Source organism: Nocardia sp. NPDC058666 (genome assembly GCF_042714895.1).
GTDB lineage: Bacteria > Actinomycetota > Actinomycetes > Mycobacteriales > Mycobacteriaceae > Nocardia.
Map to the genome: position 1 here is coordinate 1,331,598 of NZ_JBHXRY010000001.1, position 21,471 is coordinate 1,353,068.

A 21,471-nucleotide genomic window follows, 5' to 3' on the forward strand; every position below is an offset into this window, starting at 1 on the left:
CTACACCTCGTAGCCGGCGGTGCAGTTCCAGTTGATGATCACCGCACCCGCGCCACGGTTGGCGTTGATCGCGTTGCGCTTGGCCGCGCGCAGCGACGGCGCCGACGCCCAGCTGTACGAGCGGCGCGATTCCGCCAGTGCCGCGCAGCCGTTGCGCCACGAGACCTTCACATCGCAGCCGGGACCGCCACCGTTGCGCTGGCAACTGGCGATGGCCGCGGTCTCGGCCTCGGCGTAGCTGTCGTAGTTGGCGGTGATGCTGGATGCGCCGTTGCGCGACAGCGCCAGTGCGCCGTAGTTGTCGGCCTGCGCGTGCGCGGGACTGATATTTCCGGCCAGCAAGGCACACACGGTCACGATCATGACCATCGCGCCGGTCAAAACTCTGTTCACTTGTTCCCCTTCGACATCTCGGGTCCTCGACCCGATCGACCGGTGACAACGTACCGAGTCGGACATCTCGGGCGCCAGTGGAAGCGGGCGCGAACGGCCGAAATGTAGGAGATCAGCAAGGATTCCGTAAGTCGGGCCCGGCGAAACGCGCTTCCACGCGACATTTCCCCGCGCTGACCGGGGCGCTGCGACCTGCGCCTCCATCGCTGATCGCCGTGCGCACCCGGGTGGGACCTGTGTTGCGGATGGTCTCGGAGGTGCTCGAGCGGCTAGCCTGATGTCCATGGCAGGTAAGTCCCGCAGCACCACGACCTCTCGTGCGCGGGCGGGATCGACCAGGGGGCAGAACCCGGCGTCGCGGTCTCGTTCGGCGACACCGCGAGCCACCGCAGCCCCGCGTGGCCGCACGACCCCGGCTCGCAGGCCGGTCAAACGCGCATCCAACACCGCCCCGCTGGCGGTGATCGGCCGCGGGATCGGTAGCGGCTGGACCATGTTGGCGCGCGGACTGGGCGCCACCACCCGCACGCTGAGCCGGGCCGGCGAGCTCGATCACGGACACCGGCGCGACGGCATCGGGTTGGCCTTGATCGCGTTGAGCGCGATCATCGCCGCCGCGGTGTGGCTGTCCGCGGGTGGTCCGGTGGGTCGTTTCCTCGAAGACGTGGTGCGTGCGATCGCGGGATCGGCGGCCGCGGTGGCGCCGTTGCTGTTCGTGGCGTTGGCGGTGGTGCTCATGCGCACCGAACCGCATCCGGAGATCCGGCCGCGGCTGGTGCTGGGCGGGTTGCTCGTGGTGCTGCCCGTGCTGGGGCTGTGGCATCTGGCCGCCGGGTCGCCCAGCGACGCGCACGGGCGTTCGCGGGCCGCGGGCGCGCTGGGTTACGCGATCGGTGGACCGCTGGGACAGGGCCTGACCCCCTGGCTGGCGTTGCCGATCCTGTTGCTGGCCATCATGTTCGGCGTGCTGTTGCTCACCGGGACCACAGTGCGCGAGGTGCCGTCGAAGCTGCGTGAGTACTTCGGTCTCGGCGAATATGCCGACGACAGTGACCCTTACGGCCCGGACAACTTTGACGCCGACGGACTCCCGGTGCACCGCAACCGAACTCGTCGACGCGCCGCCGCCGACGAACACGAGCCCGACCTGTTCGGGTCGGAGGCGATGGGCGAACCGCCGTTGCGCGACGCCAAGCCGATCGAGGAACCCCCCGCACCGGCCCCGGCGCCGAAACCGGCGCGCAAGCGTCCGGTGGTCGCGCCGGTCGTCGACCAGACCCCACCGCCGCCGCCGGAACCGGAGTTCGTCACCGATCGCGTCGTCGACGGCGACTACACGCTGCCCCCGCTGACGCTGCTGCTGGACGGCGACCCGCCCAAGAAACGGTCCGCGGCCAACGAATCGATGATCGAGGCCATCACCGAGGTGCTGGTGCAGTTCAAGATCGACGCCGCGGTCACCGGCTTCGTGCGTGGCCCCACGGTCACCCGGTACGAGGTGGAACTGGGCCCCGGCGTGAAGGTCGAGAAGATCACCGCGCTGGCCCGCAACCTGGCCTACGCCGTGGCCACCGAGAACGTGCGACTGCTCGCGCCCATCCCCGGCAAATCGGCCGTGGGCATCGAAGTGCCCAACGCCGACCGCGAATTGGTGCGCCTGGCCGACGTGCTCAAGTCGCCGCACACGCGCAACGACCACCATCCGCTGGTCATCGGCCTGGGCAAGAACATCGAGGGCGAGTTCGTCTCGGCGAACCTGGCCAAGATGCCGCACTTGCTCGTGGCCGGTTCGACCGGTTCGGGTAAGTCCAGTTTCGTGAACTCGATGCTGATCTCGCTACTGCACCGGGCCACGCCCGAAGAGGTCAGGATGATCCTGATCGACCCGAAGATGGTGGAACTGACCCCGTACGAGGGCATTCCGCACCTGATCACGCCCATCATCACCCAGCCGAAGAAGGCCGCCGCGGCGCTGGCCTGGCTGGTGGAGGAGATGGAACAGCGCTACCAGGACATGCAGGCCAACAAGGTCCGGCACATCGACGACTTCAACAAGAACGTGCGCTCGGGCAAGATTACTGCCCCGCTGGGCAGCGAACGCGTCTACCGGCCGTACCCGTACATCCTGGCCATCGTCGACGAGCTCGCCGACCTGATGATGACCGCCCCGCGTGACGTCGAGGACGCGATCGTGCGCATCACCCAGAAGGCGCGTGCGGCCGGCATCCACCTGGTGTTGGCCACCCAGCGCCCCTCGGTGGACGTGGTGACCGGCCTGATCAAGACCAACGTGCCCTCGCGCCTGGCCTTCGCCACCTCCTCGCTCACCGATTCCCGGGTCATCCTCGATCAGCCGGGTGCGGAGAAACTGATCGGCATGGGCGACGGCCTGTTCCTGCCGATGGGTCAGGGCAAGCCGACCCGCCTGCAGGGCGCGTTCATCTCCGATGAGGAGATCCAGGCGGTCGTGGAATTCAGCAAGACCCAGGCCGAACCCGAGTACCAGGAGGGCGTCACCGCCGCCAAGGCGGGCGAGGTCAAGGACGTCGATCCCGATATCGGCGACGACATGGACGTGTTGTTGCAGGCCGTGGAGCTGGTGGTCACCTCGCAGTTCGGGTCGACGTCGATGTTGCAGCGCAAGCTGCGGGTCGGGTTCGCCAAGGCGGGCCGGTTGATGGACCTGATGGAGACGCGCGGCGTGGTGGGTCCCAGCGAGGGTTCCAAGGCGCGCGATGTGCTGATCAAGCCCGACGAGCTCGACGGGCTGCTGTGGTCCATTCGTGGCGGCGATCCGGGCGCGTCCGACGACGAGTAGACGCACGGCGGTTTCGCGCATCGCCGACGGGGCATCCGCCGGTGGTGACAGCTGTGTGTGAAATCATGGCGAGCGAACGTTCCGCAAAGGCGACTGAAACGGACAATTCGGGCATGATGGACGACATGAACTTCATCGATCGGACCACCACATGCAGGTGACCACGCTCGAGTGGGTGATCACGGGACTGGTGATCCTCGGCCTGTTCGTCTTCGACTTCTTCGCACACGTGCGCACCCCGCACGAGCCCACCTTCAAGGAATCGGGCATCTGGTCCGCGGTCTACATCAGCCTGGCGCTGCTGTTCGGCCTGATCGTGGCCTGGAAATGGGGCGGCACGTACGCCGGGGAGTACTACGCCGGTTTCGTCACCGAGAAGGCACTGTCGGTAGACAACCTGTTCATCTTCCTCATCATCATGAGCACGTTCGCCGTGCCGCGGATGTACCAGCAGAAGGTGCTGTTGATCGGCATCGTGCTGGCGCTGGTGATGCGCGGGGTGTTCATCGCGATCGGCGCGGCCGCGATCAGCGCGTACAGCTGGGTGTTCTACCTGTTCGGCGCGTTCCTGATCTACACCGCGGTGAAACTGCTGCGCGAGAGCGGGCACGAGGTCGAACACGAGAAGGAACGTGACAGTTACATCGTGTCGCTGGCCAAACGGATCCTGCCCACCACCGACCAGTACGACGGCGACAAACTGATCACCCGCATCGACGGCAAACGCGTGGTGACCCCGCTGCTGCTGGCGCTGCTGGCGATCGGCTTCGCGGACCTGCTGTTCGCGCTGGACTCCATCCCGGCCATTTACGGCCTCACCGAACAGCCGTACCTGGTGTTCACCGCCAACGCCTTCGCGCTGATGGGTCTGCGTCAGCTGTACTTCCTCATCGGCGGGCTGCTGGATCGCCTGGTCTACCTGTCGTACGGGTTGGCCGCGATTCTGGCGTTCATCGGCATCAAGCTGGTGTTGCACGCGTTGCACGAGAACACGCTGTCGTTCATCAACGGCGGTGAGCACGTGAGCGTGCCGGAGATCTCCACTCCGATGTCGCTGGGCGTGATCATCGGCATCCTGGTGATCGCGACGGTGGCCAGTCTGCTGCGGACACGCCGCACCAACGCCTGAAAACGACACTGCCCGGAACCGCAGCGGTTCCGGGCAGTGCTGTGTCCGTGGGTCGGTTATTCGGCGAAAGCGCCCATCACCGGCAGCCATTCGACCACGCGCACCGCGTCGACCAGGCCCAGTTTCGCGAAGGGGTCCTCGCGCAGCAGTTCGGTCAGCGAGCTTGCGTCCTGGGCGCGGAACAGCAGCAGCGCGCCCGAACCGTCGGGGTAGGGGCCGGTGCTGAGCACGGTGCCGGCGTCGACGAGGCCGGTGAGCCAGCCGCGGTGCTCGGGGCGATTGGTCGCGCGGTCGGCCGCGGTGGCCTCGGAGTAGGTGTAGTGGACAGCGAAGATCGGCACAGTCGATCGCTTTCTTCTAGAGGGTCAGCAGCATGCGGGTATTGCCCAGGGTGTTGGGTTTGACGAAGCTCAGGTCCAGGAACTCCGCGACACCGGTGTCGTAGGACCGGCACATCTCGGCGTACACCTCCGCGGTGACCGGCGTGCCGTCGATCTCGACGAACCCGTGCCTGCCGAAGAAGTCCGTTTCGAAGGTGAGCACGAACACCCGCTGCAACTGCAACTCGCGCGCGACGTTCACCAGATGATCGACCACCGCACCGCCCACCCCGCGGCCCTTGACCACCGGATCGACCGCGACCGTGCGCACTTCGCCCAGATCGGCCCACAGCACGTGCAACGCGCCGCAGCCCACGACCACGCCATCGAGCTCGGCCACCCAGAACTCCTGCACCGATTCGTACAGGGTGACCAGGTTCTTCTCGAGCAGGATGCGGCCCGCGTACTCGTCGACCAGGCGCTTGATCTCGGGGACATCGGAGGTTCGCGCTCGTCGGACGACCACACCGGACACGGGTGCGGCGGAGTGCGCGTCGCTGGTCGAACTGGTCGAGGGTCCCCGTGAGGTCATGGGGTGCACAGTAGTCGGCCGGGTTACCGATAGTCTGAACATGTGCCGCACATCCTGTCGTTCCGCTGCTCGCATCGCGCCGGGCTTCACGACCGGACAGCGCGTCATGGATCGGGCGAGCAAACTGTTCGCGATAGAGCTGAATCTCGGCGCGTTGCCGGTGAGTGCCGAGAGGGCGGGGCATGAGCGTGCGACCCGAAGAGATCGACCGCGGGTCCAGTGCCGCGACACCGTTGCACGGCATGCCGGAACCCGAAGTTCCCCTGCTCAATATCGCGAATGTGTTGACGATCGCGCGCATCGTGCTGGTGCCGCTGTTCGTGTTGGCGCTGTTCGCCGAGGGTGGGCACGACACGCGCTGGCGGGTGATCGCCGCGGCGATCTTCGGACTGGCCGCGATCACCGACCGCTTCGACGGGCAACTGGCCCGCAAATACGGACTTGTCACCGATTTCGGGAAGCTCGCCGACCCCATCGCGGACAAGGCGCTGATCGGTGCCGCGCTGATCGGGCTGTCGGTACTGGGCGATCTGCCCTGGTGGATCACGCTGGTGATCTGCGGCCGCGAAATCGGCATCACGCTGCTGCGACTGGTGGTCGTGCGGCGTGGCGTGATCCCGGCCGGGCGCGGCGGCAAGCTCAAGACGCTGGTGCAATCGGTGGCGATCGCGCTGCTGGTACTGCCGCTGTCGGGGATCTTCGCCACCGTCGGCATGTGGCTGATGTACCTGGCACTGGCGCTGACGGTGATCACCGGACTGGACTATGTGGGCCAAGCCGCCCGAGTGTGGCTGGCGGGGGGACGGGCGCGGTCGTGAGCGATCCGCTCACCGACGGCGCGCCGGTCGTCGAACTGGTCAGGGCCCTGAACGCGGCGGGTCACACCGTCGCCACGGCCGAATCTCTCACCGCGGGTTTGTTGGCCGCCACCATCGCGGGTGTTCCGGGTGCCAGCGCGGTGCTGCGGGGCGGTCTGATCGTCTACGCCACCGACCTCAAAAGCAGCCTGGCCTGCGTCGATGATCAAGTTCTCCGGGTCGACGGGCCGGTCGCCGCCTCGACCGCGCGACAACTGGCCGCCGGGGCCCGCAAGCAGTGCGGTGCGGACTGGGGAGTCGGATTGACCGGGGTCGCTGGACCCGATTCCCAGGACGGGCATCCCGTCGGCACGGTATACCTCGGATTGGCCGGTCCACAGCACAGCGAAGTGGTCCGGTTGAAACTGGACGGTGACCGGTGGACGATCAGACTCGGTGCGGTGCACAGTGCGGTGCGGGAGTTGCTGCGCTGTGTGATAGTCGAGTAGCCGGTTCAGTGTGAAGTAGCCGGGTTCGGGAACCACCGGCTGTTGCTCGACGTTGTGCCAGAAAGAGGTGAGCACCGCCCCAGGCGGTGACACGAGGTGGAGGAGAACCAGATGACGCTGCTGCGGGAGGCAATCGGGGACAGTCTGCGGCGTGCGCGTCTCGCCCAGCATCGAACGCTGCGCGAGGTCTCGACCTCCGCGCGCGTGAGCCTCGGCTATCTGTCGGAAGTGGAGCGCGGCCGCAAGGAAGCCTCCAGTGAACTGTTGGCCAGCATCTGCGAGGCCCTCGACCTGCCCTTGTCGCGGGTGCTGTGGGACGTGAGCACCCTGATGGCCGGCGCCGACGGCTCCGCGCCGCGCGAACCCGCGCTCACCGGGCCCGCCGTCGAACGCGAGCCCGCCGCACAGCCGGAACCCGCGCCCGGAGAGGCTTCCGCGAGCGCGTCGGTCGAGCCCGGCCCGCGCATCGGCATCGCCGAAGACACCCGCATCGTCATCCCGGCGCCCAGAGCCGAGATGCTGGTACTGGTGAAGGGAATGTGAGAACCGATAGATTCTCCTCAGGCGTGCGTCGGTCCGGTCATTCCGGCTACGGGTGCCGCATGGTGAAGGATAAGCACGTATCTGGTGCGTGACGGTCGCGTACCACCAGTCGCTGCAGCGACGCACAGATGGAGGCGGGATCAATCGATGGCTAATCCGTTCGTGAAGGCCTGGAAGTACATGATGGCCCTCTTCGACTCCAAGATCGAAGAACATGCGGATCCGAAGGTCCAGATCCAGCAGGCGATCGAGGAAGCGCAGCGTCAGCATCAGGCGCTGTCGCAGCAGGCGGCGTCGGTGATCGGTAACCAGCGTCAGCTGGAGATGAAGCTGAACCGCCAACTCGACGAGGTCGAGAAGCTCAACGCCAATGCCCGGCAGGCCGTCACCCTGGCCGACCAGGCACAGGCCGCGGGCGACACCGAGAAGGCGATCCAGTACACCAACGCCGCCGAGGCGTTCGCCGCGCAGCTGGTCACCGCCGAGCAGTCGGTGGAAGACCTGAAGGTGTTGCACGATCAGTCCCTGCAGGCCGCGGCTCAGGCCAAGAAGGCGGTCGAGCAGAACGCGATGATGTTGCAGCAGAAGGTCGCCGAGCGCACCAAACTGCTCAGCCAGCTCGAGCAGGCCAAGATGCAGGAGCAGGTCTCGGCCTCGCTGCAGCAGATGGACTCCACCCTGTCCGCGCCGGGCTCCACGCCCAGCCTGGACGCCGTGCGCGACAAGATCGAACGTCGCTACGCCAACGCTCTGGGTTCGGCCGAGCTGGCGCAGAACACGGTGCAGGGGCGGATGATGGAGGTGCAGCAGGCCAGCGTCCAGATGGCCGGGCACTCCAAGCTCGAGCAGATCCGCGCGTCGATGCGCGGTGACGCGTTGCCCACCGGCGGCACCAACGCCGCGATCAACCCGGCGCAGCCCCAGGCCGCACCGGCGACCGACATCACCAAGGGCCAAGCGGCTCAGCAGTAGACAATCAGGTCCGGCGACGGCGCGGGAACCGGCGGAAACGCCCGGTGACCGCGCCATCAACGGTTTTCGACCGACATACCGGGGGAAGGACACCGATGAGCGGGAAAGTGCGGCGCGTGCGTGCCGAGATCGTGGAACCGGCGGCGATCGCACAGGCGGGTTCGGTGACCCTGCGTGGTGTCGGTGAGCAGGCCTTGGGCGCGGTGCGGCGATGGGCTGATCCGCGCGAACGGGAATTGCGGCGGCGTCGGCGAGCTCGTCGGCGCAGCTTTCAGCTGGGGACTGTTTCGGGCATCACCACGGTCGGCGCGGTCGGGCTTGCGGTGATCTCCGCTCCTGCCTGGGCGGTGGTGGTGATCGGTGGTGGGGCGGTCGCGTTCGTCACCGGGACCGCGTTGAGTGCGCGGCGGTACCTGCAGTTGCGTAGTGCTCCGTTGCCACAGGCGGCGTTCGTCGCTCGTAAGTCGCCGGGGATTCGGTCGGCCGCACGCGCGCCTATCCAGCGGCTGATCCGGGCTGAGCGTGCGCTGTATGACCTGGGTGCGCAGATCGGGCGGACGCGTCGTCTTCCTGAAGACGAATTGCGTGACCTGCTCGATACGGCTCGGTCCGGTGCTGGGGCTTTGCACGCGCTGGCTACCGATGTGGTGGCCATGGAGCAGGCCGCTGATACCGTCGGGCGTGCTAATCCCGAGACGGTCGCTGCGCTGAAAACCACTGTCAGTGGGGTGGTTTCGCGCTTGGAGACCGGTGTTGTCGAATATGAACAGCTTGTGGCTGCGGCAGCTCGGATTCTCGCGGTTCCCGAGGACAATGTGGTCGCCTATCAGTTCAACGGGATCGTCGCGGATCTGCGGGAAGCCGCCGACCGCCTCGACGGGTGGGCGCAGGCGCTCACTGAACTGGTCGATCCGGGGGCTGAATTGTTCTCCGGCCCAACAGATTCGGGTCACTGATCTGGTTGTCCGTGCCCGCTGAATGTCGGCACGATCCCGGTCGGCACGCTGTCACGCGTGCCGACCGGGATTCGTCAGGCGCTGGTGAACGCTTGGCGCAGGGCCGCTAGTTCGTCGGGGCGGGGGTCGGTGACGGTGGTGGATTCGGGGGAGTCGAAGATTCGAACGTTCTTCTCTTCGCTGGTGAACTGGGGCCAGCCGGTGGTGCCGTTCGTGGCGAAACCGACCCAGGCGGCGTGGATTTCGTCGGCGAGGGCTTGGGGTGGAGTCGGGCCGGTGATGGAGTGGGCGTGCTCGAGCGCATCGAAGACGAACGGGACCTCGAGCACGTGGCAGGCACCCAGATCGGGAAGACCAGTGGGCCAAGCGAATTCGTAGACGTGAGTGGGCTGCGTGGTGGCGTTGGCTTCGGCGAAGTCGAAGGTGCCCGCCCGGAAGGTCAGGTCGGTCATGATCGCGTTGAAGATCTCGGCGGGGGTCGCGTCGGGGCGCTCCGTCGAATATGTCTGTGCGACAACGGGATCAATGCCGTAGCGGGTGAGTACGAAGGGCAGCGCGTCGGCGGTGATGCCGGCGGCCAGACCTGCCGGAACGGTGAAGAAACGGAACTCGTCGGCGGTGGTGCCCGCGATCAGCGGGACGGCACGGTCGGGGTGCGCGCGCAGAACCTGCGTCGGCGCGCCTTCGACGATGTCGTTGTCGACCACCGGGAACAGGCTCATGATGCCGCCGCCCATCTGGATCACCGATGCGCCCCACCGCTGCGGATCGGGATCCATCATCAACGCCAGCGCGACAGCGTTCTGTGCGGTGCGCAACTGGTCGGGATCCAACTTGCCGAAATCTTCTGCGGTAGGCGAGATTCCGAGTTCGGTGGCCAGCGCCGCGGACACCTTGCGCGCATCGGCGGCATCGGCGGCGACCGCACCGTTGCCGCTCTGCATGATCGCGCGCCGGAACAGCCCCGCGGTCTGCGGCGCGGCGATCAGAGCCGCCACGCTCATCGCACCCGCGGACTCACCGAAGATCGTCACATTGTCGGGGTCGCCACCGAACGCGGCGATGTTCTCGCGCACCCACCGCAACGCGAAGATCTGGTCGTGCAGACCGCGATTGGACGGGGCGCCCTCGAGCTCGGCGAAGCCGGAGATCCCCAGCCGGTAGTTGATGCCCACCATGACCACGCCGTCGCGCGCGAACGCGGTCCCGTTGTAGATCTCCCGCGCGTTGGACCCGCGCACGAACGCGCCACCGTGAATCCACACCAGCACGGGCAGGCCCGCCGCCGACGGGTCGGGCGTCCAGATATTGGCGTTGAGGTACTCGTCGCCGGGGATCCCGTCACTGCCGATCAGCGCGTGGATCGGGGCGGGATACGGGCTCTGCGCACACGTCGCGCCGTTCTCGGTCGCCTCGCGCACCCCGTCCCACGCCGGGGCGGGCTCGGGGAGTTGGAAGCGTTTCGGCCCGATCGGCGCCGCCGCGTACGGCACCCCGAGAAAGCGGGTGACACCGGCCTCGGTACGCCCGCGCAGGGCACCGCTCGCGATCGTGACGATGGGTTCCATGAAAGTCCTCCTACACAGTGAGCCCCGATTATGGACGCTTGTCCGGCTCGACGTCAGTCGTTTGCCTACGGAACGAGCGGCCCGGCCAGCACGCGTTCGCCCGCGGCCCGGTCGCCGTCCCAGGTGAGTTCCGGGTCGGCGGCGGATTTGCGTGCCCACAGGGTCAACAGCAGGTCCGATGCGGTGCCGGCGAGTTCGGCGACCGGTTCGCCCGGCCCGTAGGTCCATGTGTAACCGGTGTCAGTCGCTCGCAGCGACAGCGCCACGTCGGGTTCGGTGGCCAGGCCACGGTAGATCATCCGGGGTGCGAACAGTTCGAACACCTCGTCGATGCCGTCGACGGCGAGATCAGGGTCGAACGGGTCCGGCTTGCCCAGCGCGTTCTGCCCGTCCCACAGGTGCATCAGCGTCTCGTGGGCGCGGCGCCGACGCCAGAAGCCGACCGTGCGCGGCATGGTCTCGGTGAAGGTCCAGGCCTTCTGGTTCTCGTCGGCCGACAGTGAGGTCGCCAGCGCGTCGGCGGTGGACTCGTACCACTCCCGCATCGCCACCGGATCCTTCGGCGCCGGGCTGCCCTCGTCGTCGCCACGCAGTTCGGCCACCGCGGTGACCACCCAGGTATTGCCACGACCCATGTGATCGACCAGGTCGTAGAAGGTCCAGTCACCGCACGACGGCACCGGCGCGGTGAAATCGGTGTCGGGGGTGATGAGTTCGCCGAAGGAGGTGAGCTTCGCGCACAGCAACGCCAAGTAGTCCATACCGCTCACCGTAGTCGGAAGGTCGTCGCGGCGCCGGTCTAGGGGTGAACCCTGATCTATACCCGGATATCGGTGCTGACCTGGTGATTTACCGGTGGTTCAGTGGGAGCATCGAAGGTGTCGGATCGCTGGACGGCGGTCGAGGAGACTAGGAGTCATCATGGTTTTGAAGGTCATCGGCATCGTCGTGGTCGCAGTGATCGCGTTCTGGATTCTGGGGGCGTTGATCGAAGCGCTCATGCCCATTCTGGTGATCGGGGCGATCGGCACCGGCGTCTACCTGCTCTACAAGGCCGTGTCCGACAACGACAAGACCCCGATCAGTTAGCCGCGGATGGCTAGCATGGCGGTGTGGAACAGCTACCCGAGGACTGGCAGCGCGGACTGGTGATCGTCGCGCACCCCGACGACATCGAATACGGGGCTGCCGCGGCGGTCGCGCGCTGGACGGGGCAGGGCAAGGACATTCGCTACCTGCTCGTCACGCGTGGTGAGGCGGGAATTGCCGGGATGCCGCCCGCGCAAGCCGCGCCGCTGCGGGAGATCGAGGAGATCTCGGGAGCGCGCGAAGTCGGCGTGCACACCGTGGAATTCCTGGACCATCCCGACGGCCGCATCGAGGAAGGTCTCCCGCTGCGACGGGAACTGGCGGCGGCGCTGCGCAGGCATCGCCCGGAAATGGTGGTGCTGTTCAACTTCGGTGATACCTGGGCTCCGGGAGTGGCCAACAGTGCCGACCACCGGGCAGTCGGCCGATCGGCTATCGACGCGATCTCCGACGCGGGCAACGAATGGATCTTCCCCGAAATCGCTGATCTACCAACATGGTCGGCGCGCTGGGCAGCTGTTGTCGGCCCGGTCGCGACTCACGCCGTGGATGTGAGTGCGCATCTGGATCAGGCGCGGGCGTCGCTGGCCGCGCATCGGCGTTATCTGCAGGTGTTGAGCCCGGTGCCGGTGGAGGAGCAGGTTCGCGAAATCGTCACGTTCGCAACGGGTCCCAAGGAGGGGTTTCCCGCGGCGCACGCGGTGGGTTTCGAACTGTTCACGTTCGCTGGTTGATCGGTTCGGGTCAGTGCATTCGCGCGACGCGGTCGACGACATGTCGCCAGTTCTGCAGTGGGGCAACGTGTAAGCCGACCACCTTGCCCGCGTCGTCAGCTCGTCGCAGCGCCAGGGCTGCGCTGAAATCGGGGTCGGTGCGGAAGGTTTCGACCTCGGCGGGCGTCATCGGTCCGCCCTGGGCGATGAGCGTGCGCTGACTGGAGGGTGACAGTGCGGCCGCATGGGTCGAATCCGTCGCTACCAGAAAGCGTTTCGCGGTCACGTGTAGTTCGATCAGGCGGGCGACCCGCGCGCCGAGCAGTCCCCGCACCGCGGCGGCACCGTGTGCGCCGTGGCCGGCGTCGTCACCGGGGATCAGCACATGACCGATGTCGTGCAGCAGCCCGGCGACCTGGAGTTGCTCGTCATCGGGAAAATCACGCCGCAGCAGCTCCGCGCACTGGCGGTCGTGATCGAGGATGTCGACGGGGTCACCGGTGCGGTCGGCGGTGTCCCACGCGTCGGCACATTGCTCGAGCAGGGTGAACAGGCCGTCGACGGTGCCGATCGGGGTGATGTGGTCCGCATCGCTGGGCTCGGCGTTCTCGATCCCGTCCCGCCTGACATTGTGGCAGGCAGAGGGCGATGCATGAATGTCGCGGCCACGCTCGGGCGGTGTGGGGGAGTCGGGCCTGCGGGGTGGCACGAGATCTCTGTCGCCGTGTTCGTACGGCGCGGAAGGACCGAGACTGTGGACTTGCACGTGATCGCGGCTGCTGGGTTCGTGCGGCGCGGGGGAGCCGGGACTGTGGGGGCGCACGTGATCGCTCCTGCCGATTCGTTCGATGCTGTGGGGTTGCGTCCGCAAGGTAGCGCAGAAGTCGGGGTTGGGTTGGTCGAGGTGGGTGCGGCCTGGGGATATGGCAGGCTGAGCCCATGCGGATAGCTGTGGTGGCCGGGCCCGATCCAGGGCATGCGTTTCCCGCGATCGCGTTGTGTCTGCGGTTGCTGGACGCGGGGGACGAGCCGGTGCTGTTCACCGGGCCGCGATGGCTCGATGCCGCACGGGCGGTCGGGATCAGTGTGCGCAGGCTCAAGGGGTTGGCGCCGCGGCCCACCGACGACGACACCGACGCCGGCGCGCGAATCCACGAACGTGCCGCTCACATCGCCGCCGAGAACCTGCCCGAACTCAGCGCGATGCTGCCCGACCTGATCGTGTCCGACGTGCTCACCGCGGGCGGCGGCATGGCGGCCGAACGGCTGGGACTGCCCTGGGTCGAACTCTCCCCGCACCCGCTCTACCTGCCCTCCAAGGCCCTGCCGCCGATCGGCAGCGGTCTCGCGCCCGGCGAAGGTGTGCGTGGTCGGATGCGGGACGGTGTGTTGCGCACGATGACCGCCCGCGCCGTCCGCGTCGGCCAACGTCAACGGTCGGCGGCCCGCGAAACCATCGGCCTACCCGCCGAGGACCCCGGCCCCACCGCGCGTCTGGTCGCCACCCTGCCCGCGCTCGAGATGGACCGCCCGGACTGGCCCGCCGACACCCACGTCGTCGGCCCCCTGCTGTGGGAACCCACCGACGCCGTCCTCCCACTGCCCCCCGGCGATGCCCCACTGGTGATGGTGGCGCCCTCGACCGCGCACACCGGTGTGGACAACATGGCCGAAGTAGTGCTCGCCGGCCTGGCCGGACTCGGTGTGCGCGCAGCGATCTCGACACTGGACACCCCACCCGCGCACCTGCCCGACTGGGCCACCGCGGGTCTGGGCCGCCAGGACGAACTGCTCACCCACGCGGCAGTCGTCGTCGGCGGCGGCGGACACGGCCTGCTCGCCAAATCCCTTTCCGCCGGGGTCCCCGTGGTGACCGTCCCCGGCGGCGGCGACCAGTGGGAACTAGCCAATCGAGCTGTGCGCCAAGGCAGTTCGATGCTGGTCCGCCCACTCACCCCCGAAGCGGTCGAATCCGCCGTACGCAAGGTACTGGACGACCCGGCCTTCACCGCCGCCGCCCGCCGAGCCGCCGAAGGCCTGACCCAGGTCGCGGACCCGGTCCAGATCTGCCACGACGCCGCAAAGCGATAGCCCGTCGCCCGTCGAGCGGGCGGGGGAGCGGCCCCTGACCAGGAAACGTAGCGCGCAAGCCCGGTCCTTCAGGGCCGGGTTAGCGCATCAACTTCGGCCTTCCTGGGGCGCGGGGCGGCCGTTGCTGTTGCTCGATGTACTGCCTCACGATCGAGTCCGGCGCGCCTCCGCAGGACGCGGCCAAGTAACTGGGACTCCACAGCTGCCCGTTCATGCTGTGCTGGTCCACCCAGTACCGATACTGGTCACGAAGGCGGCGAGCTGACACCCCCTTGAGGCTGTTCACCAGCCTCGACACCGCGACCTTGGGCGCGTACTCCACCAGCAGGTGCACATGGTCGGTTTCGCCGTTGAATTCGACCAGGGTCGCTTCGAAGTCGGTACACACCTCGCGCATCACCCGCTCGCAGGTGGACAGCATCTCGTCGGTGAGCAGCCCACGCCGATATTTCGTGACGAAGACCAAATGGACATGCATGGCGGAAACAACACTGCGCCCACGCCTATAATCGTCGGTAGAAATCATAGGCCAATACAGTACATTCGATCTTGTGCAGCTCCGGTACAACTACCGCGTGTATCCAACGCCGGGCCAACAGGATTCGTTGGCTCGGGTGTTCGGTTGCGCACGCGTGGTGTACAACGATGCACTACGCGCCCGCCGCGATGCTTACGCCGCAGGGCTGCCCTACATCAAGGACTCGGCGTTGCAAACCAGGGTGATCACCGACGCCAAGCGGACACCGGAACGGGCGTGGCTGGCCGAAGTGTCCTCGGTGGCGCTGGTTCAAGCGTTGGGCGACCTGCACGTCGCCTTCCGTAACTTCTTCGCCTCCGTGGCTGGGAAGCGCAAGGGCGGCAGGATCGCGGCTCCCAGGTTCCGGTCCCGCAAGGACAACCGGCAGGCGGTCCGGTTCACCCGCAACGGTTTCTCGCTGCGCCCGAACCGGCGACTGTATATCGCCAAGGTCGGCGAACTGAAGGTCGCGTGGTCGCGGGAACTTCCCGCCGACCCGTCGTCGGTCACGATCGTCGGGGATGCCGCGGGCCGGTATTTCGCGTCGTTCGTTGTCGAAGTGAACGCGCAGCCGTTGCCGCCGGTGGACTCCGAGGTCGGAATCGATCTCGGCTTGACGACGTTCGCGGTCCTGTCGAACGGCAAAACCATCGCCTCGCCGAAGTTCTTCCGCCGCGCCGAACGAACACTCCGCAAGGCACAGAAAGCGTTGTCCCGCAAGGACAAAGGCTCGAAGAACCGGGCGAAAGCCCGGATCAAGGTCGCTGCTGCTCATGCGAGGGTGGCCGACACGCGCCGGGATTGGGCGCACAAACAGTCCACGACGATCATCCGCGAAAACCAAGCGGTTTACGTCGAGGACCTGTGTGTGAAGGGCTTGGCCCGGACCCGGTTGGCGAAGTCGGTGCACGACGCCGGGTGGGGCATGTTCACCACCATGTTGGAGGAGAAAGCTGCCCGGTACGGGCGCACCTTCGGCCGGGTGGATCGTTGGTTCCCGTCCACCCGCCTGTGCTCGGAATGCGCAGTCGTGGGCGAGAAGAAGCCGTTGCATGTGCGGGAATGGACGTGCGGGTGCGGTGCGGTCCACGACCGCGATCTCAACGCCGCGATCAATATCCTCGCCGCTGGACAGGCGGAGAGGCTAAACGCCTGCGGAGGGACCGTAAGTCCTGCCGCCTAGCGGAAGGCACGTCCCTGTGAAACAGGAACCCACCGGAGAACCGCAAGGTTCAGGAGGAATCCCGGCCCTTCAGGGCCGGGAGGATGTCAAAGCTGTCACACAGCGCGAGTATCTTGGGCAGCGTGCGGTTGACCGAATTCCAGGAGCTGATGCACACCGAGTTCGGCGTCGCGCGCGCCGACGCCATGCTGACCGATCACGTGATACCCCAGTTGGGGCGCACGGGGGCGGTCGCGATCGACCAGGGTGTCGACCCGCGCGACGTGTGGCGGGCCCTGTGTGCCGACTTCGATGTCCCTCCGACCCGGTGGTGAGCAGGCAATGGCCGTGACAGCGCAGAACTCGGACACGCGACCGTATCGGTTCGACGAGCGGCTGCGCATGATCCCGGTCGACCCCGAAACCCTCGCGGCCCGGGTCGCGCTGGCCGACCCGCACGATTTCCCCGGCCTGCGCAGGCTGGGTATCGCGTTGATGCTGCTGGGCCGCCACGACGAGGCGCTGGACCGGCTCGACCAGGCCCTCGAACTGGCTGATACCGAACGGCGCCGGATCACCGTCTGGATCAACCTGGCCGACGTCTACCGCTACCAGGGCGAGCCCACCCACGCCGAAATCCTGTACCGCCGGGCCCTGCACGCCAGCCGCGCGCTCGACCCGGATCTGGTCTCCTTCGCCGCCCACCACCTGGGCAAATCCCTGGCCGAACAGCACCGCCCACAGGAAGCGCGCGAGCTGCTCAACGAGGCCATGCGCCTGCGGGTGGCCGACGGCGATTCCGAACTCATCGAATCCACCCGCGCGGCCCTGGACCACCTCGACGAGCTGGCCCTGCCGCTGCCGCCGACGATCGAGACGCTGCTGGGACCGGTGCCCGCGTGGTCGGACGAGCACGAGGGCCGTGACGGCAACCTGGTGCGTTCGGGCCAGTACTGGATCAAACGTGGGCCGCGCGCGGTGGCCGAGTTCCATCGGCTGACCTGGTTGCGGGACAAGGGAATTCCGGTACCCGACGTGGCCGCCTTCGCCGAAGACGTGTTGGTGCTCGACGATGCCGGGGTGGGATCGCTTGCCGGACAAGCTGATCCGGCCGAGGTCGGCACGCAGATGGGTCAGACCCTGCGCGCGCTACACGACCTTCCGGTGGCGGACTGCCCGTTCGACGGTGGTCTCGACGTCACCCTCGCCCGCGCCCGCCGGCACGTAGTCGAAGGTTTCGTCGACACAACGGATTTCGACGATGACCACCGCGACCTCGCTCCTGCGGCGATGCTGGAACAACTACGCGAACAGCGCCCGGCCACCGAGGATCTGGTCGTCACGCACGGCGATTTCACGCCGGGCAACGTGCTCACCGGCGGCCTGCTGATCGATGTCGCGGCACTGGGCCGCGGTGACCGCTACCGCGACCTGGCACTGGCCGAACGCGACCTGGCCGCAGACTTCGGCAGCGAGGCGGTCACGGCCTTCTTCACCGCCTACGGGTCGACCGAACCCGATCGCACCAAACTCGACTACTACCGCCTGCTCGACGAACTGTTCTGACCGGGCGGGTCGGTCAGCTGCCCTTGGCGTAGTGCCGCGCCGCCTTGGTGCGATTGCCGCACGTCGCCATCGAATGCCAGCGGCGGGTGCCGTTCTTGGACGTGTCGTAGAAGAACAGCACGCAGTCGGGGTGCGCGCACTGGCGGATCCGGTGCGGTGCCTCGCCGATCAGGTGCAGCAGATTGTCGGCGGCGAGCCAGCCGGGTAGCCACGCCGGGTCGTCGACCTCGGGGATGTCGCGCGGACCCTCGTCGGTGAGCTCGCGACGGATGCGCCCGGTGGCCAGGACGCGATTCAGCGCGGCGTGCTCGGTCCGGGTGACCGCGTCGTGCACGGCGTCGCGCGCGGTGTGCAGCGCGGTGAGGGTGTGTTCGTCGACGGGCACGCGGTCGGCCAGACCGAGCAGCTCCAACCAGGTGCGCAGGCCGTCGAGATCGGCGAGCAGATCGCCGGGTTCGGCGCCCGCCCACCGCGTGTTGAGCAGGTCCAGAGCAGGGGGTTCGCCGGTGTGCGGACGGGGATCGCGCATGCCCGAGGTTATCAACACGCCGTTCCTAACTGTCTAAAAGTATTTCAAGGGTTGACGAAGGGTGGGGTCCATCGTATGTTCTAACTGTTCAACAACCAATAGATGGTTAATCATTCCGGGAGGAAACCATGACCGCCGTCATCGCACCCGTGCTCACCACCGGCCACATCGGCCTCAATGTCGCCGACCTCGACCGATCCGTGGACTTCTACCGCCGAGGCCTGGGCTTCGAACCGCTGGGTACCGGCGCGAACGGCGAACAGCGCTGGGCGTTCCTGGGCCGAGGCGGGGCGCTGGTGCTCACGCTGTGGCAGCAGAGCAGCGGCGAATTCTCCACCAGCACACCGGGTTTGCACCACCTGTCGTTCCAGGTCGACGATGTCGACACGGTGCGCGCCGTCGAGTCGGCATTGCGCGACCTGGACGCGGAGTTCTTCCACGACGGCGTGGTCGCGCACGGGGAGGGTGCGTCCTCGGGCGGCATCTTCTTCGCCGATCCCGACGGCATCCGGCTCGAGGTGTACGCCCCGGCGGGCGCCGAGACCGCACCCGCGCCGGCGGGATCCGCGCCGACGTGCGGATTCTTCTGAGCCACCGGCGATTTCACGTCATCGATTGAGGAGAATCAGCATGTTTCACTCCGGTGAGCTGGCCGTGCAGCAGCGCTTGGGACAGGCCGAGACTGCGGCACATGTCGGGCGCTCGATCCGTTCGCAGATCCCGGCGGTGGCCGCGTCCTTCCTGGCGCAGCAGCCGATGGTGGTGCTGTCCGCCGCGGACCCGGCGGGCCGACTGTGGTGCAGCCCGCTCACCGGGCCCGCCGGTTTCGTCCACGCAATCGATGACACCACGATCGATATCGACACCGTGCCCGCCGCCGATGATCCACTGTCGGCGGCGTTGGCAGGCGACGTCGCGGTCGGCATGATCGCGCTGGAACCGCAACGCCGCAGGCGAATGCGCGTGAACGGCACCTCCACCGCTCGGGCGGACGGGCTACGGATCACCACCGAACAGGTCTACGCGAACTGCCCGAAGTACATCTCGCGCAGGCATATTCAGGAGATCGCGGCTGCCTCGATCGAACCCGTCTGGCGCGGAACAGAACTGACCACTGCGGCGGTAGAGATGATCGGCGGTGCCGACACCTTCTTCGTCGCCACCGCCGACGCCGAGGGGCATGCCGACGCCTCTCACCGCGGGGGCAATCCCGGTTTCCTGCAGGTACTTTCAGCGAACCGGCTGCGCTGGCCGGACTACCGCGGCAACTCGATGTTCATGACACTGGGCAATATCGCCGTCCAACCACGCTGCGGCCTGCTGATCGCCGACTGGTCGACCGGCGCTTTGCTGCAGCTCACCGGACATGCCGAAATCCTCTGGGACACAGAAGCATTGACCGCCGGAGCGCAGTGCGCGGTCGACTTCACCATCGAACAGATAGTCGAAAGGCCGGGCGCGCTCGCCCTACGCTGGGGACCATCCGAACTGTCCCCGGTCAACCCCTGATCACCGAAAGGCCTTCTCCCATGCGACCTCCCCTGCCACCGTTCGACCTGGAATCCGCGCGCGCGAAGGTGCTCGCCGCCGAAAACGCCTGGAACACCAAGGATCCCGAACGTGTCGCCGCCGCCTACACCGAGGACTCGGTGTGGCGTAACCGCGACGAGTTCTTCACCGGCCACGCCGCGATCGTGGACTTCCTGACCCGCAAGTGGTCGACCGAGAACGGCTACGCGCTGCGCAAGAATCTGTGGGCCTTCCACGACAACCGCATCGCCGTGCGCTTCCAATACGAATGGCACGACGAGTCGGGGCAGTGGTGGCGCAGTTACGGCAACGAGCAGTGGGAGTTCGCGCCCGACGGGCGGATGGCGCGGCGGGAAGCCAGCATCAACGATGTGCGCATCGACCAGGCGCAGCGGCGGATCTTCGGGCCGCGGGCCGAGGGCGACGAGTCGGTGCTGCCACCGCACTGACCGCCGGTAACGCTGTCGGATTGCTGGTCGGAGGGGCTGCTTCGCGTGTTGCCGGGCGCGTCGCTTGACTCGAATGGGTGTTCGACTAACGTGGGCGCCAGAACTTGTCGGTGCCGGCCTCTACTGTGGGCGCCAACCAGAGAGACACTCAGCTCGAGAAGGGGCACACAACATGGCACCGCAGGCCTACGATCGCGACAAAGCGCTGGAACTGGCACTGGCGCAGGTGGAGAAGAGCTTCGGCAAGGGCGCGGTGATGCGCCTGGGCGAAGAGACCCGGCAGCCGATCGCCGTCATCCCCACCGGGTCCATCGCGCTGGACGTCGCGCTGGGAATCGGCGGGTTGCCGCGTGGTCGCGTCGTGGAGATCTACGGCCCGGAATCCTCGGGTAAGACCACCGTCGCGCTGCACGCGGTGGCCAACGCGCAGGCCGCGGGCGGTGTCGCCGCCTTCATCGACGCCGAGCACGCGCTGGACCCCGACTACGCCCGCAAGCTGGGCGTGGACACCGACGCACTGCTGGTCTCCCAGCCCGATACCGGTGAGCAGGCCCTGGAGATCGCCGACATGCTCGTGCGCTCGGGCGCCATCGACATCCTGGTCATCGACTCCGTGGCCGCCCTGGTGCCGCGCGCGGAAATCGAAGGCGAGATGGGCGACAGCCACGTCGGCCTGCAGGCCCGCCTGATGAGCCAGGCGCTGCGCAAGATGACCGGTGCGCTGAGCAACTCCAACACCACCGCGATCTTCATCAACCAGCTGCGCGAGAAGATCGGCGTGATGTTCGGCTCGCCCGAGACCACCACCGGTGGTAAGGCGCTGAAGTTCTACGCCTCGGTGCGCCTGGACGTGCGCCGCATCGAAACCCTCAAGGACGGCAGCGACGCGGTCGGCAACCGCACCCGCGTGAAGGTGGTCAAGAACAAGGTCGCCCCGCCGTTCAAGCAGGCCGAGTTCGACATCCTCTACGGGCACGGCATCTCCAAGGAGGGCTCGCTCATCGACATGGGTGTCGAGCACGGCTTCATCCGCAAGTCCGGCTCCTGGTACACCTACGAGGGTGACCAGCTGGGTCAGGGCAAGGAGAACGCCCGCAAGTTCCTGCTGGAGAACAAGGACGTGTGCGACGAGGTCGAGAAGAAGATCAAGGAGAAGCTGGGCATCGGCGCGGTACTGACCGCCGAGGCCGACGCTCCCGCCGACTTCTGAGCCGATGAGCACGCCGAG

At 67.1% G+C, this 21,471-nt stretch carries 25 protein-coding genes; 17 read left to right on the top strand and 8 right to left on the bottom strand.

The genetic code is table 11. The annotated features are described in order from the left end of the window. Positions 1–393 carry a DUF4189 domain-containing protein gene (locus ACFWVD_RS06070; protein WP_379240832.1) on the bottom strand — a complete coding sequence of 131 codons (393 nt, stop codon included), beginning with the start codon at positions 391–393 and terminating at the stop codon, positions 1–3. A gap of 283 nt (positions 394–676) precedes the next feature. On the opposite strand from ACFWVD_RS06070, the gene ACFWVD_RS06075 reads away from it, so the two are divergent. Both ACFWVD_RS06075 and ACFWVD_RS06080 read left to right on the top strand, forming a co-directional pair. Beyond that, complete coding sequence (locus ACFWVD_RS06075; protein WP_379240833.1) at positions 677–3,211, top strand: DNA translocase FtsK; 2,535 nt, start codon at positions 677–679, stop codon at positions 3,209–3,211. A 151-nt stretch (positions 3,212–3,362) separates the two neighbouring features. Continuing rightward, positions 3,363–4,340 (top strand): TerC family protein, encoded by a 978-nt coding sequence (locus tag ACFWVD_RS06080; RefSeq protein WP_379240834.1) that lies wholly within the window; start codon positions 3,363–3,365, stop codon positions 4,338–4,340. A gap of 56 nt (positions 4,341–4,396) precedes the next feature. On the opposite strand, the gene ACFWVD_RS06085 is transcribed toward ACFWVD_RS06080, so the two are convergent. Together ACFWVD_RS06085 and ACFWVD_RS06090 are read right to left on the bottom strand one after the other, a co-directional pair. Further along, positions 4,397–4,681: a YciI family protein gene (locus tag ACFWVD_RS06085; RefSeq protein ID WP_379240835.1), complete on the bottom strand. Its 285-nt coding sequence runs from the start codon at positions 4,679–4,681 to the stop codon at positions 4,397–4,399. Between the two features lie 16 nt (positions 4,682–4,697). After that, a complete protein-coding gene (locus ACFWVD_RS06090; RefSeq protein ID WP_379240836.1) occupies positions 4,698–5,252 on the bottom strand; it encodes an amino-acid N-acetyltransferase in 555 nt (184 codons plus the stop codon). Positions 5,253–5,434: 182 nt separating this feature from the next. On the opposite strand from ACFWVD_RS06090, the gene pgsA reads away from it, so the two are divergent. The 5 genes from pgsA (at position 5,435) to ACFWVD_RS06115 (ending at position 9,029) form a co-directional block, all read left to right on the top strand. Further along, complete coding sequence (gene pgsA, locus ACFWVD_RS06095) at positions 5,435–6,070, top strand: CDP-diacylglycerol--glycerol-3-phosphate 3-phosphatidyltransferase (protein ID WP_379240837.1); 636 nt, start codon at positions 5,435–5,437, stop codon at positions 6,068–6,070. Further along, on the top strand, positions 6,067–6,558 hold the full coding sequence (locus tag ACFWVD_RS06100) for a CinA family protein (protein WP_379240838.1): 492 nt from the start codon (positions 6,067–6,069) through the stop codon (positions 6,556–6,558). The genes pgsA and ACFWVD_RS06100 overlap by 4 nt, the downstream gene beginning before the upstream one ends. A gap of 111 nt (positions 6,559–6,669) precedes the next feature. Then, entirely contained in the window at positions 6,670–7,101 is a 432-nt protein-coding gene (locus ACFWVD_RS06105; RefSeq protein ID WP_379240839.1) for a helix-turn-helix domain-containing protein, read from the top strand. A 147-nt stretch (positions 7,102–7,248) separates the two neighbouring features. Beyond that, the gene (locus ACFWVD_RS06110) at positions 7,249–8,073 is read left to right on the top strand and encodes a PspA/IM30 family protein (RefSeq protein WP_379240840.1); all 825 of its coding nucleotides are present in this window, start codon (positions 7,249–7,251) and stop codon (positions 8,071–8,073) included. A gap of 95 nt (positions 8,074–8,168) precedes the next feature. Further along, positions 8,169–9,029: a hypothetical protein gene (locus ACFWVD_RS06115; protein ID WP_379240841.1), complete on the top strand. Its 861-nt coding sequence runs from the start codon at positions 8,169–8,171 to the stop codon at positions 9,027–9,029. 74 nt (positions 9,030–9,103) lie between these two features. On the opposite strand, the gene ACFWVD_RS06120 is transcribed toward ACFWVD_RS06115, so the two are convergent. Together ACFWVD_RS06120 and ACFWVD_RS06125 are read right to left on the bottom strand one after the other, a co-directional pair. Next, positions 9,104–10,597 (bottom strand): carboxylesterase/lipase family protein, encoded by a 1,494-nt coding sequence (locus tag ACFWVD_RS06120; protein WP_379240842.1) that lies wholly within the window; start codon positions 10,595–10,597, stop codon positions 9,104–9,106. 65 nt (positions 10,598–10,662) lie between these two features. Next, positions 10,663–11,358, bottom strand: coding sequence for a maleylpyruvate isomerase family mycothiol-dependent enzyme (locus tag ACFWVD_RS06125; protein WP_379240843.1), 696 nt, complete (start codon positions 11,356–11,358; stop codon positions 10,663–10,665). A 160-nt stretch (positions 11,359–11,518) separates the two neighbouring features. Here ACFWVD_RS06125 and ACFWVD_RS06130 point away from each other — a divergent pair, with 160 nt between their 5' ends. Beyond that, entirely contained in the window at positions 11,519–11,686 is a 168-nt protein-coding gene (locus ACFWVD_RS06130; protein ID WP_379240844.1) for a hypothetical protein, read from the top strand. A gap of 23 nt (positions 11,687–11,709) precedes the next feature. Continuing rightward, a complete protein-coding gene (locus ACFWVD_RS06135) occupies positions 11,710–12,420 on the top strand; it encodes a PIG-L deacetylase family protein (RefSeq protein ID WP_379240845.1) in 711 nt (236 codons plus the stop codon). Positions 12,421–12,430: 10 nt separating this feature from the next. Here the strand turns inward: ACFWVD_RS06135 and ACFWVD_RS06140 are convergent, their stop codons facing one another. After that, complete coding sequence (locus tag ACFWVD_RS06140) at positions 12,431–13,222, bottom strand: HD domain-containing protein (RefSeq protein WP_379240846.1); 792 nt, start codon at positions 13,220–13,222, stop codon at positions 12,431–12,433. Positions 13,223–13,338: 116 nt separating this feature from the next. Here ACFWVD_RS06140 and ACFWVD_RS06145 point away from each other — a divergent pair, with 116 nt between their 5' ends. Beyond that, positions 13,339–14,490: a glycosyltransferase gene (locus ACFWVD_RS06145; protein WP_379240847.1), complete on the top strand. Its 1,152-nt coding sequence runs from the start codon at positions 13,339–13,341 to the stop codon at positions 14,488–14,490. Positions 14,491–14,569: 79 nt separating this feature from the next. Here the strand turns inward: ACFWVD_RS06145 and tnpA are convergent, their stop codons facing one another. Continuing rightward, entirely contained in the window at positions 14,570–15,016 is a 447-nt protein-coding gene (gene tnpA / locus ACFWVD_RS06150) for an IS200/IS605 family transposase (protein ID WP_379240848.1), read from the bottom strand. A 25-nt stretch (positions 15,017–15,041) separates the two neighbouring features. Here tnpA and ACFWVD_RS06155 point away from each other — a divergent pair, with 25 nt between their 5' ends. The 3 genes from ACFWVD_RS06155 to ACFWVD_RS06165 all read left to right on the top strand — a co-directional run bounded on the left by ACFWVD_RS06155 (position 15,042) and on the right by ACFWVD_RS06165 (position 17,735). Beyond that, positions 15,042–16,190 carry an RNA-guided endonuclease InsQ/TnpB family protein gene (locus tag ACFWVD_RS06155; RefSeq protein WP_379240849.1) on the top strand — a complete coding sequence of 383 codons (1,149 nt, stop codon included), beginning with the start codon at positions 15,042–15,044 and terminating at the stop codon, positions 16,188–16,190. 122 nt (positions 16,191–16,312) lie between these two features. After that, positions 16,313–16,504, top strand: coding sequence for a DUF3046 domain-containing protein (locus tag ACFWVD_RS06160; protein WP_379240850.1), 192 nt, complete (start codon positions 16,313–16,315; stop codon positions 16,502–16,504). Between the two features lie 7 nt (positions 16,505–16,511). Beyond that, positions 16,512–17,735: a tetratricopeptide repeat protein gene (locus tag ACFWVD_RS06165; protein WP_379240851.1), complete on the top strand. Its 1,224-nt coding sequence runs from the start codon at positions 16,512–16,514 to the stop codon at positions 17,733–17,735. 13 nt (positions 17,736–17,748) lie between these two features. On the opposite strand, the gene ACFWVD_RS06170 is transcribed toward ACFWVD_RS06165, so the two are convergent. Then, entirely contained in the window at positions 17,749–18,264 is a 516-nt protein-coding gene (locus ACFWVD_RS06170; RefSeq protein WP_379240852.1) for a CGNR zinc finger domain-containing protein, read from the bottom strand. Positions 18,265–18,392: 128 nt separating this feature from the next. On the opposite strand from ACFWVD_RS06170, the gene ACFWVD_RS06175 reads away from it, so the two are divergent. The 4 genes from ACFWVD_RS06175 to recA all read left to right on the top strand — a co-directional run bounded on the left by ACFWVD_RS06175 (position 18,393) and on the right by recA (position 21,453). Then, complete coding sequence (locus ACFWVD_RS06175; RefSeq protein ID WP_379240853.1) at positions 18,393–18,854, top strand: VOC family protein; 462 nt, start codon at positions 18,393–18,395, stop codon at positions 18,852–18,854. A gap of 40 nt (positions 18,855–18,894) precedes the next feature. After that, the gene (locus ACFWVD_RS06180) at positions 18,895–19,773 is read left to right on the top strand and encodes a pyridoxamine 5'-phosphate oxidase family protein (protein ID WP_379240854.1); all 879 of its coding nucleotides are present in this window, start codon (positions 18,895–18,897) and stop codon (positions 19,771–19,773) included. A 20-nt stretch (positions 19,774–19,793) separates the two neighbouring features. Beyond that, the gene (locus ACFWVD_RS06185; RefSeq protein ID WP_379240855.1) at positions 19,794–20,243 is read left to right on the top strand and encodes a nuclear transport factor 2 family protein; all 450 of its coding nucleotides are present in this window, start codon (positions 19,794–19,796) and stop codon (positions 20,241–20,243) included. A 172-nt stretch (positions 20,244–20,415) separates the two neighbouring features. After that, the gene (gene recA, locus ACFWVD_RS06190; protein ID WP_379240856.1) at positions 20,416–21,453 is read left to right on the top strand and encodes a recombinase RecA; all 1,038 of its coding nucleotides are present in this window, start codon (positions 20,416–20,418) and stop codon (positions 21,451–21,453) included. Positions 21,454–21,471 lie beyond the last annotated feature (18 nt).